Genomic DNA, 10,739 nt, shown 5'->3' with positions numbered 1-10,739 from the left:
GATTCGACCAGATGCAGAGGCTCTTGCGTCAATATTTCTGTCTTTATACTTGGACAGCAGCCGTGCAATATTCCGGATGAATGTTCGCCCTGGCGACCCTTCGGGATTTTTACTGATCGGACGGCGCGGTGTCTCAATCCGTCACTATCGTTCTAGCCGATAGTCAGCAGATCTTTCTGCTCGGTCTGCGGGAGGTCTTTGCCAGGTCAGACGAGATAAGCGTCGTGGCAGAGGCGCACGATGCCATGGAGGCAATGCGCTTTGCCGCTCAGCATCAGCCCGACATGCTGCTGATCGAATTGTGGATGCAGGGCCACGATAGTTCCGAGCACTTCGAAGAGGTTTTTTCGGCGAGCCCGAAAACCAAGGTCGTCGCCCTCGCCGCCTCCGAAAGCAACAAGGATATGGTGTCAGCCATGAGCGCGGGTGCATCCGGCTTCGCTTCGAAGCACGCCACGCCTGATGAGCTCGTTTCCATCATTCGCCGTGTCCACGAGGGCGAGACTTACCTGTCGCCTCAGGCACTCGCCGGCTGGCTGGCTGGGCTGAAGGCAACGCCGCGTCAGGAAAACAGTGCAGCGTCCGGCATAAACCTGACATCGCAGGAATTGGCGGTGCTTTCTGCCATTACGGAGGGCAGAAACAACAAGGAGGCTGCCTCCCTGCTCGGCATCAGTGCGGCGACCGTGAAATACCACCTGGCGCATATTTTCGTTAAACTCGGCGTGCGCAATCGTGTCGAGGCCGCCGTCCTGGCGCGCGGGCTTGTCGAAGACAAGGACGTGTAAGCTGGGCGCTCAGGATCGCGCAGCCTGAGACACTGGCCGTTGGGCCAGATACTTGCTCAATTCAACCGCCACTTCCGGCGTCAGAGGACCTTTCCGGCAAATCTGCTCGATATGCTGCTGGGCGCATACCTGATTGATGGCGGAAATGGTTTGCCGCGTGAGGTAACCGCTCAGCGGGCCATCGTAAAGACCGGCGTCGCGAAGCCCGTACTGAAGCGCGTAGACATAGGCATTCTTGTCACCCCAGAACAGCATCTGCACGGCCCGCGAGAGATCCGTCGGAGCTACGCCCCTAAGCGCCGATCCAATCTGGCCCAAGGACTCCTGGGTAGCCGGGGTTGCGGCACGCAAGGCCAGCGTCTCGAACGCCACCGCTTCTGTCGTGAGCAAGTCAGCATGGGCGTCCAGCAGGCTTTGTGCCCGCCGTACGCTGGCCTTGAGCCCAGGGCCGCCCGAACGATAGACCTGCAGCAGGAGCCTCAGGGCCGCCGGGTCCCCCGCGTCGATCTCCCCGAGCAGACTGGCCTCGGCCACCTTGGCCCCGTCGCTGCCCATCAATCCCATCGACTGCAAACGAGCACGCTCCACCATGGCACCAGGCAACTGGGCAGATGCAGCCTCCTGTACAAGCTCGATGCCCTCTGACCGGTGTTTTGGCGCGAGGGGGCCCGTTGCCAGCATCATGCCAAAACGGAGCATGGCGCCTTTATCCCCTCCTTGGAGCGCTGCCTCCGAATAGGCGCGGGCCTGCTCGAAGTCTGGCGTCAAGTTTCGCCCGTCAGCGAACAGCCCACCCAAGGTACCGTTGGCCCAGCCGCTGCCCCTTGCGGCAACCTCCTGCAACAACGTGATGGCCTGCTCCGTGTCCTTTTCGACCCCTTTACCCTCAAGCATCAGCAAAGCCAGGCTGATCTTGCCGACGTCTTCGCCAGCGTCAGCAGCGTCTGAAAAATAGCTGGCCGCGCGCACCGGATCGGCACTGACCGATCCCTTGCCGGAAAGGTACAGGTAACCCAGTTTGATTGCTGCAGCAGGCAGCCCGGCTTCTCTCGCGGCCTGATAGGCAGCGATCGCACCCTCTGCATCGAGGGGCACATTTTCGCCCGATGCCAGCACGTCGCCCAGCTGTATCTTGGCCCAGCCGTCGCCAATAGCCGCCACGTCCCGCAGCAGCGAAAGCCCCCGAACCGGATCGGCCTGGATGCCCTCGCCCTTGACCAACATCATGCCAAGCCGGCTCTTGGCACTATATTCCCCCAGCGCTGCGGCCTGTTCGTAGTAGCCGGCCGCCTTGGCGATATCCGCCTCGATCTCACCAGCGCCCACCGCGTAGAGATTGCCCAGGCTTGCCAAGGCCGCGGCATTTTCATCCTCGGCAAGCGGCTGGAGCAATGCCAATGCGCGCGTCCCATCAGCCGCGACCTTCTCGCCCCTGATAAGCAGGTCGGCCAAGATGGTCGTCGCCCAGACATCTCCCGCCTTGGCGGCGCCATCGAGCAGGTCTACAGCACGCCCGATATCCTGAGACGACCCCTCCTCGAGCAACATCAAAGCCACCTGGATGCGGCCGGTGGCGTCATCGGCGGCCAGCGCCTGTTCGAAATAGTCCAGCGCAAGCGGAGTGTTGGCCGCCACCCCGCCTGCGCCGTTTCGAAACATCAGGCCGATGCGGCTCAGCCCTGCAGCATTGCCCAGCTCCGCGGCCCGGCCGTAAAGGTCTATCGCCTTGTTGGCGTCCTGAGGGACAGCAATGCCTTGGGCGTAGATGTCCGCCAGCTGCAGCATTGCCCAGGTATCACCACTCTCCATGACGGGCTCGAGCAGGTCCAGTCCGCGCTTTGCGTCAGCCCTGCCCCCCTCTCCTGCCAGCAGCATGAAGCCCAGCCGGTTCTTGGCGGAGAGGTCACCGGTGTCGGCAGCCTGAGTGAAAAGCCGCCGCGCCAGAGGCAGATCGGCAGCCACCTGCCCTGCGCCCTTGGCATAGATGTCTCCGAGCCCCACCAGCGCCGCCGCGACGCCTTGGTCGGCATAGGGCTGCAAAAGGGCTTTCGCCCGCACCCCGTCCAGCGGCACAACCTTGCCCTGGGCGTAGAGCCCGGCAAGGATCGTGGCCGGCCAAACCGCATCTTCCGCAGCCGCTTCCTCGAGGATGCTCACGGCGCGATCGATGTCCCTCGCCTTTCCATCGGCAAGCAGCATCAGCGCCAGATTGACCCGCCCACCCATGTCGCCTAGCGAAGCGGCCTGTTCCAACAGAGCCATTGCCCTGGAGGCATCAGGCTGCACCGAACCAACGCCAGACTGATACATCTGCGCCAAACGCACCATGGCGGGCGCATTGCCGGTCTCGGCAGCTTGGCTGAAATATTCGATCGCCCGTTCCGCAGGACTTGCCTTGCCGCCGGCATAGATCTCGCCCAGCTGGATCGATATCCAGGGATCGACCGGCGTGTTGAGGTCTTCGAACATGGCAACCGATCGGGGAACGTCGGCAGCAATGCCCTCCCCGTTGAGAAGCATCAGGGCGAGTTGATACGCGCCGTGGCGGTCCCCAGCTTCCGCGGCCCGCGCGAAATACCGGGCGGCGCGCGGCAGATCGGGCGCGATCATCCCGGCCCCCTTGGCGAACAGGTCGCCCAGCCCCGCAACAGCGCCGACATTGCCCTTTGCCGCCTGCGGGATCAACAGCGCCATCACCTTGCGCCCGTCCTGCGGCACGCCTTTGCCTTCGAGGTAAAGACCCGCCAGGATGCTGGTCGACCAGGCGTCCCCTGTGGCTGAAACCTGTTCCAGAAGCGTGGCAGCGCGAGCCCAGTTCAGTCCTTGCTCCAGCTCGTCGAGCAGCAACCGCGCCAGCTCAATCTTCGCCGCCAGATCCCCTCCGGCTGCCGCAAGTTCGAGTTGAGCTTTGACGCAGGCTCGATCCTGCGGCGCACACTCAGCCTGGCGGCCCTCCGCTGCCATCGGCGCCGCTCCTGCAAGCGCCGACAGAATGAACAAAGTTGACCAAAAGCGCATTTGCACACTCCCCGCTGAGTGGGAGCACACTGCCGCTCGGGCCCGAAAATGCATTGATCCTCATCAATGACTTGCCAGCGGCGAGCACGCTTCGGCGGCCCAAATTCTCGCCTTGCACCTTTTCCCCGCTCAGGCGTTGAGCCTTCTCAACAAAGGAGCAGCCCATGCCCGACTATCAACTCACCCTCAGCAACGGCACCAGCATCGGCTTCAGCGACGAGCGCGAACTCGACGACATCATCGAGTCGGTAATCGAAGAGGGCTTCCTGCGCATTGGCGGTGAGCGAACGCTGGTCGAACAAGGCGCACCCATCGAGGGCGATTTCGTTGCTTTCGAAAACCACATCATCAGCATTTCGACCTGAAACAGGAGCCGAGCCATGCGCGCAAAGATTAGCAACGGCGCCAACGACCGGCCAATTGACGAGACCATCGCCCAGACCGGTGCCGGCCTTCCCGACGACAGCAGCAAGCCAGTCGACGTCAGCGATGCCGAGATCGAACGCGTCCGAAAAAAGCTAACGGCAGACCAGATGCACACGCCCGGCATGCCCTACGACGTCGATCACGCCCAGGGCAAAGCTCGTAAAGAAGAATAGCTGATCCGAACGCCGAGGCGCCGTCAGCCGGCGGCGCCTATTTGCGCAGGGCCTGAGAGGCGGCGAGCCGCCAAAGTACTGGGTCGCCCTCTTTCAGCACTTCGAGCAGCGCTTCCTTCTCCCGCCGATAGACATGCCAAAAGCTCGGATCGTGTTTGGCGATACTCTTGGTGTTGTCGATCAGGTCGGCCAGCTTGATCGTCTTGGCCGCCGGCGTTGCCTTGGCCGTATGCAACAGGTCAAGATGCTTGCGCTTGCGCCGATTGCCATCCGAAGGTTTTGAAACGTCGGTGAGCCACCCCACAAGCTCGGCGACTTCCGGACCAAACTCGGCTTCGATCTCCTCGATCGTCACCGGCGTATCTTCGACCACATCATGCAGCAGCGCCGCCGCGATCATCTCTTCGCTGTGCGCTACGGTGCGAACGATCTCGGCGACGGCGAGAGGGTGAACGATATATGGCTCACCCGTATACTTGCGCTGCTGGTCGATGGACCCATGCGCCGCAGTCGCGAACGCTCTTGCCCTTTGTTCGAGCTCGCCCAATCTCACCTCCCGCTGCTGATCTGCAACGTGGCAGCCAGCGCTTAAGTGCCACGCTGCCACGCCTCCTAAGGCCTCTTCCAGATCATGTTGGACCAATAAAGCGAGCTGTCGGGTCCTTCCACTTCCCAATCTTCGAACAGTGTTCGAATGCGCAGCGCCTCAAGCCGTGTCCCATTGCCGAGCAACAGCGCAATATCGCCGCGCGTGAGATCGAGCTCGGCGCGCAAACAATGCTGCCCCTCGAGAGCGGCGGTGAGCTGGGCGATCGCATCGATGGGCGGTCCACCAAGGCGGCTGAGGTGATCAAAGCTGGTCACCGCGCTTTCGCCGCCGACGATGAGGCGCCAATAGTAGAACTTGAACAAGGCGCCATTGGCCAGTGCCACATAGGCATGAGCCGAGCCTTCGCCTTCTGCATTGGGGTGAAAGGCTCCACGCACAGACACAACCGGACCATCGAGCAGCATCGGCCAGTCGGCGAGATATCCTTCTCTGATCACCTGAATTCATCCTCCGCCACAGCGGCATACCAGGCCGCGTAGGGCGTGTTCTTTGCCAGATGCCGATTATAATCAGGCGCGCCGTCGGTCCACCAGACCGGGCCGCGTTCGCCAAGCGCCTGCTTGGCACGATCCACATCGCGGCGAGCTTTAGCCTTTGCTTCTGCGTCCGGCGAGCGCACTCTTCGCCTTGCATCCATCAAGTCATCGACCAGCCGCTGGCGCTCCGCCGCGCTGAGGTCGGGATTGCTGCTCCGCCACAAACGGCCGCGGACCACGATATAGCGGCCATCCGGGGTGTGAAGGACGGTTTGGGTAAGCCTTGTCATACCTCATCAATGCGGATCGGCCCATCGGGTGCCGGCTGCTGTGGCAATTGCCCGCGTTCAACCTCCGCAGGATGGACGCTTGCCAGCCGCCCTGCTAGGCAGGCTCAGTCTTTGGAGGCGGCGCGCTTGGCAGATCCCAAAATCTGGTTTGTGACCAACAATACCGCAGCGGCCGATGCTGCCGCCGACCGGCTGCGCGCCCGCTATGGCAACTGCGAGGCCGAAGACGCCGATCTGGTTGTGGCACTGGGCGGCGATGGGCTGATGCTCCAAACTCTCCATCGTGTCATGGGCCGCAACGTGCCCACCTATGGCATGAACTTCGGCTCTGTCGGATTCCTGATGAACGAGTTCAGTGAAGACAAGCTGGAGCAGCGCCTGGCCGAGGCTCAGCGCACCCATATCTATCCGTTGTCGATGACCGTGCTGGACGCTTCCGGCCGGACCCAGTCGGCACTCGCCATCAACGAAGTGTCGCTCTTTCGTTCGAGCTATCAAGCGGCCAAGCTACAGATTCTGGTCGATGATGCCGTGCGTCTCGAAGAGCTGATCTGCGACGGGGCGCTGCTCGCGACCCCGGCCGGCTCCACCGCCTACAACCTTTCGGCCCATGGCCCGATCCTGCCGATCGAGGCCGAACTCCTTGCGCTGACGCCGATCTCCCCATTCCGGCCCCGTCGCTGGCGCGGCGCCATCCTCTCCAATCGGGCAACGGTCAAGTTCATCACCCGCGAGGCGGACAAGCGGCCCGTCAGCGCCGTGGCGGATAATGTCGAGTTCCAGAACGTGCGCGAGGTTACGGTCGCCGAGGACCGTACGCACCGCGTGACGCTGCTGTTTGATCCGGGGACCAGCCTCGAGGAACGGGTCCTCAGCGAGCAGTTCCGCTTCTAGGCTGCGGGCAGCTGCAGCTGCGGCTCGTCTTCGATCAAAGGGAGCGCCAGGACGCCGGTGCTGCTTTCGGCAAAGGCGCGCATGACCCCGCGCGCTGCCTGCCGCGCCAAAGTGACGTTCTGCGCGCTAAGGTAGGAGAAGGCCTCCTCGAGCTCGGGCGGGATGTCACCGTCATACTCGGCGATCAGCTCTTCGGTCAGCGCCGTCACCACATAATGGCGGGCAGCGACATCGTCCGACAGGTCGGCGGTGCGCGCGAGCATGATCAGCCGAACCAGAAGCCGGCTGATTGCCGGATCAAGACCGCACCGCAGGAACAAGGCATTGAGCGCCGGGCGGCTGCCGTTTTCGAGCAGCACAAAGACCTTCTCTCGCGACAGCTGTGCCAATGACGCAAGGCAAGCGGAAAAGAACATCACATGGCCGGTCACCATGGCCTGAAGCAGCAGGCGAGTGTTGAGCTGGTCACTGCCCACAAGGCCATCGACGAATGCCGTGTCGTCGCTGGCAGTTTCGCCGATCACCGTCAGAGCGTTATCAGTGCCGTCCCGCAGCAGTCGTTCGAGCCGCTCGGGAGCTAGGGCACCCTTGACCATCCGGCATTCGCGCAGGCTTTCGGTAGCGCGGCGGACCAGCACCAAACGGGCTGAGGCCGGCAGGTCCGGGCGGCACAGCAAGGCGCCACGCATCTTCGCATCGGCACCCTTGCCCGCTGCAAGACTATCAAGCAGCGCTGCACCGAAGGGGACCTCCGGCCGGCGCAACAAACCAATCGTTAGCTCGTCCTCGCCCCGCGCCACCAATGCGGACACGAGGCGAAGGCTGAGCACGCGCCGTTCCGCAACGGCCGCCAAGGTGGCAACATCGCCGCTCCGCACAATCGGCAGAAGGTCGGCATCGACCAGCAAAGGCGAATACTGGAGGACAGCTCGAGAAATGATAGGACTGTCGCCCAGCATGGCCACGATGATCGGCCGCGGAGCGTCAGGAGAATGGAGCAGCCCATAGGCCAGCGCGGCCCGCACCTTCACAGAAGGATCGTCAAGGAAGCCGATCAGCGCCGCATAAAGGGCGGCATGCTCGTCGGCAGGCCCGCGGTGGTCGAGATAGGCAAGAGCCGCAAGATGAGCCGCATGTCCGCGCTCGTTGCTGTCGCTCGATTGCGATAGGTCCGCAAACGCCTGGTACCCGATCATCACTCTACTCCACACACCGGGAGCAAGCTTATCCGGGAGTGTTTAAGGAACGGTTCACCATAACCGTCGTCAGCCAAGCAGCATCGGCACGAGGATGATCAGCAACTGCCAGAGCAAAAGCGCGGCGAGCCAGCTTGCCGCGGCGAAGCCAAGAATGACCCAGCCGCGGGGCACAGTGTGCATCATTTCGGCGATGGGCCTGTTCTGCATAGGACGCTCCGAATGGGTTACTGGCTATAGAGCTGGGTGAAGAACGGGCTAGCCGCTTCCCCCGCTCCTCGGTCATCATCCAGAGCCTCGGGCTCGGTCCGAAACAATCCGGTAAAAGACATATTCTCTTCCGAAAACCGGGATGGCAGCGGAGCTTCGACCGGGCGGGCTGGTGTAGCTCCCTCACCCGCCATTTGCTGCACGGCAAAGGGCGAAGTTACGCCTTCATGCTTTGCGACAAGCACCTGATAAACCTGCCTGATGGTGCGCGCATTGCCGGACTGATCATAAAAGATTGCGCGGTTCGCCTGCGCCTGCCGGGGAAAGAGGTTCACCGCCACCTGATCGGGATTTTGCAGCCCGGCCCGGAACATCTTTTCCGCGCCCTGGGCACCCAGGAAATGGGCGATGTATAGCTCTCCAGGGCTCGGCATCCGGCCAAAACTGTTGCGCAGATATTCGCCATTGCCTCGCGTGAACGCTGCCGCCAGATCTGCCGCGACCTGCGGATCTTCGCGCAGCCGCAGGATCTCGGCCCGAGCGCCAGGGTCGCGAACCACGTAATCACCGCTCGATGTCACCTCGATGCGGTCGGCATAGTTGCCGTAGCCGAGGCGCGGGCCGTCCTGCTTCATCACCTGCAGCCAGGTGCCTTCAAGAAACTGGAAAAGCCCGACGGCCGAGGACGTGCTGGCGCGCGCACCAGGGTTGAGACTGCTTTCCCGCATCGCCGTCTGCAGCAGGTAGCTGAAATCGACGCCGCTGCGATCGCCCGCAGCGGTCAAAGCGTTCGCGACGCTCTGCGGAACTGAAATCGGCTGCACACCCATCGGCGGACTTCGTGATCGAATCAAGCGCCGCTAAGCTAGCACGCGCGGCTGCCCAGGTCTGTTGACCATTACGCGACCTAGGCCTGCCAATAGCTCACGACATCATCGAGGGCCGGGCGAGGACGATCTTCCAAGGTCGTCTTGGCAGTCCCGATATGAACAAAGGCCACGATCCGCTCGCCGGGCCGGACGCCGAGCATCTCGCCCGCCGCCGCGTCGAAGGCATACCAGCGCGTCACCCACGAAGCCCCAAAGCCCAGGGCCGCAGCCCCATGCAACAGGTTGAACGCGACATTGCCGGCGGAAAGCAATTGTTCGAACTCGGGCACCTTGGGATGGTCCTGAGGCGACGAGATCACCGCAATCGTCAAAGGTGCCGGGAGGAAGCGCTGCCGCTCGACTTCAAGACTTGCCTCGTCTAGGCCTGGAGTGTTGCGGGCCGCTATTTCAGCGAGCTTGTCGCCCGCCTGTCGCCGCGCCTCTCCCGCAATGACCACCAGCCGCCACGGCGCGATCTTGCCATGATCGGGAACCCTCGTTGCGATCGTCAGCAACGTTTGCAATTCCTCGGCTGTAGGCCCAGGCTCGCTCAGAAAGGCAATACCGGTGGAGCGGCGGGTCAGCAGATGGTCACGCAGCGCGGGATCGGCGGGCATCGAAGTCTCCTTGTCATGGGACAGATAGCTTTACGGCACCCGTTGAGCCAGTGGCGCTTTCAAAAACGTGCCAGTCGCGTCATCACCTGTTCAAAAACTGCCCGCTTTGTGACAGAGCTTGCGCTGCCCGCTTTCCCATTCGCAAGAAAGCTGGTGGCGCGACCTTCCGGGAGATTTCATGCGTTTGGCAAGATTATTGGTCCTGCTCCTCGGCCTTGCTGCAACATTGCTCGTGGCGCCGGTTGCAACTGTCGCATTCGCGCAGGAAAATGCTGACTTTCCGCCCCTGCCCCGCCCCCGCCCGGACCGCGACGCGACCCAATCCAATGCCGGCGCACAGAGTACCGACGCAACGGAAGCCATCGCGGCGGTCACCAAAGTCCCCCAGCCTGTGACACTGACCGCCCGCATCACCACAGACGGTCCGGCGATCAGCGATGGTCTCGTCTGGCGCGTCTTCGAAAGCCAGCCCGACGAAACCGGCGAAATGGCACTCGTCGCAAAGGCCGATACCGGCACTGCCGAAATGCAGCTGCCGCCCGGGGAGTATAATGTCCATGTGTCCTACGGAAACGCCCAGCTGACCGAGACGCTCTCGGTCGTGCCGGGGCAGAACCAGAAGGACATGGTGATCGAGGCCGGTGGCTTGCGGCTCAACTCCGCCGTCACCGGCGACATCCCCATCTCGCCCGCCCTGCTCAAGTTCGACATCATGACCGCAGGCCCCGAAGCAAACCGGGCCATGGTGGTCGCCGATTTGCCGGCCAACCAGATCGTCACGCTCAACGCCGGCACCTACCACATCGTCTCCCGCTTCGGCAGCATCAACGCCACCGTCCGCGCCGACCTGCGCGTCGAGCCAGGCGAACTCACCGAGGCGACGCTTTACCATCACGCCAGCGAAGTCTCGTTCAAGCTGGTCTCCGAAGAAGGCGGCGAAGCCATCGCCGACGTCGAATGGACAGTGAAGACCGCCGACGGCACCACGGTGTTCACAGAGCGCGGCGCCTTTCCTGCCACCGTTCTTGCCGAGGGCGAATATCTGGTTTTGGCCAAGCTCGGCGACCAAGTCTACAATCGCGAAGTCCAGATCCAGCCGGGCAGCCCGCGTGAGATCGAAGTGTTATCGACCATCTACTGAAGTGTCACAAAACTCGGGCGATATGCGTCTC

General features: G+C 62.6%; 13 protein-coding genes. 5 read left to right on the top strand and 8 right to left on the bottom strand.

The genetic code is table 11. The features are described 5' to 3' along the window. Positions 1-128 precede the first annotated feature (128 nt). Positions 129-788, top strand: a complete 660-nt coding sequence (locus JI748_RS05170; RefSeq protein ID WP_201635706.1) for a LuxR C-terminal-related transcriptional regulator — start codon at positions 129-131, stop codon at positions 786-788. A 9-nt stretch (positions 789-797) separates the two neighbouring features. On the opposite strand, the gene JI748_RS05165 is transcribed toward JI748_RS05170, so the two are convergent. Further along, entirely contained in the window at positions 798-3,806 is a 3,009-nt protein-coding gene (locus JI748_RS05165; protein WP_201635704.1) for a tetratricopeptide repeat protein, read from the bottom strand. 164 nt (positions 3,807-3,970) lie between these two features. Between JI748_RS05165 and JI748_RS05160 the strand changes: the two genes are divergently transcribed. Both JI748_RS05160 and JI748_RS05155 read left to right on the top strand, forming a co-directional pair. After that, the gene (locus tag JI748_RS05160; RefSeq protein ID WP_201635702.1) at positions 3,971-4,171 is read left to right on the top strand and encodes a hypothetical protein; all 201 of its coding nucleotides are present in this window, start codon (positions 3,971-3,973) and stop codon (positions 4,169-4,171) included. 15 nt (positions 4,172-4,186) lie between these two features. Next, entirely contained in the window at positions 4,187-4,405 is a 219-nt protein-coding gene (locus JI748_RS05155) for a hypothetical protein (RefSeq protein WP_201637482.1), read from the top strand. A gap of 37 nt (positions 4,406-4,442) precedes the next feature. On the opposite strand, the gene JI748_RS05150 is transcribed toward JI748_RS05155, so the two are convergent. From JI748_RS05150 to JI748_RS05140, 3 genes are all read right to left on the bottom strand, one after another. Continuing rightward, positions 4,443-4,952: an HD domain-containing protein gene (locus tag JI748_RS05150; protein ID WP_201635700.1), complete on the bottom strand. Its 510-nt coding sequence runs from the start codon at positions 4,950-4,952 to the stop codon at positions 4,443-4,445. 65 nt (positions 4,953-5,017) lie between these two features. Beyond that, positions 5,018-5,452 (bottom strand): type 1 periplasmic-binding domain-containing protein, encoded by a 435-nt coding sequence (locus JI748_RS05145; RefSeq protein WP_201635698.1) that lies wholly within the window; start codon positions 5,450-5,452, stop codon positions 5,018-5,020. Beyond that, the gene (locus tag JI748_RS05140; RefSeq protein WP_201635696.1) at positions 5,449-5,781 is read right to left on the bottom strand and encodes a hypothetical protein; all 333 of its coding nucleotides are present in this window, start codon (positions 5,779-5,781) and stop codon (positions 5,449-5,451) included. The genes JI748_RS05145 and JI748_RS05140 overlap by 4 nt, the downstream gene beginning before the upstream one ends. Before the next feature lie 126 nt (positions 5,782-5,907). Between JI748_RS05140 and JI748_RS05135 the strand changes: the two genes are divergently transcribed. After that, positions 5,908-6,675, top strand: coding sequence for an NAD kinase (locus JI748_RS05135; RefSeq protein WP_233280617.1), 768 nt, complete (start codon positions 5,908-5,910; stop codon positions 6,673-6,675). On the opposite strand, the gene JI748_RS05130 is transcribed toward JI748_RS05135, so the two are convergent. The 4 genes from JI748_RS05130 to JI748_RS05115 form a co-directional block, all read right to left on the bottom strand. Beyond that, positions 6,672-7,871, bottom strand: a complete 1,200-nt coding sequence (locus JI748_RS05130; RefSeq protein WP_201635692.1) for a DUF2336 domain-containing protein — start codon at positions 7,869-7,871, stop codon at positions 6,672-6,674. The two genes, JI748_RS05135 and JI748_RS05130, sit on opposite strands and share 4 nt — an antisense overlap. Before the next feature lie 69 nt (positions 7,872-7,940). Further along, entirely contained in the window at positions 7,941-8,081 is a 141-nt protein-coding gene (locus tag JI748_RS05125; RefSeq protein WP_201635690.1) for a hypothetical protein, read from the bottom strand. 17 nt (positions 8,082-8,098) lie between these two features. After that, positions 8,099-8,911, bottom strand: coding sequence for a transglycosylase SLT domain-containing protein (locus JI748_RS05120; RefSeq protein ID WP_201635688.1), 813 nt, complete (start codon positions 8,909-8,911; stop codon positions 8,099-8,101). 77 nt (positions 8,912-8,988) lie between these two features. Next, positions 8,989-9,567, bottom strand: a complete 579-nt coding sequence (locus tag JI748_RS05115; protein WP_201635686.1) for a nitroreductase family protein — start codon at positions 9,565-9,567, stop codon at positions 8,989-8,991. Between the two features lie 178 nt (positions 9,568-9,745). On the opposite strand from JI748_RS05115, the gene JI748_RS05110 reads away from it, so the two are divergent. Further along, positions 9,746-10,708, top strand: a complete 963-nt coding sequence (locus JI748_RS05110) for a hypothetical protein (protein WP_201635684.1) — start codon at positions 9,746-9,748, stop codon at positions 10,706-10,708. Positions 10,709-10,739 lie beyond the last annotated feature (31 nt).

This window comes from Devosia rhizoryzae, from assembly GCF_016698665.1.
GTDB classification, from domain to species: Bacteria; Pseudomonadota; Alphaproteobacteria; order Rhizobiales; family Devosiaceae; genus Devosia; species Devosia rhizoryzae.
The sequence above is the reverse complement of the archived record's forward strand: the minus strand, read 5'-3'. Positions and strand labels throughout refer to the sequence as shown.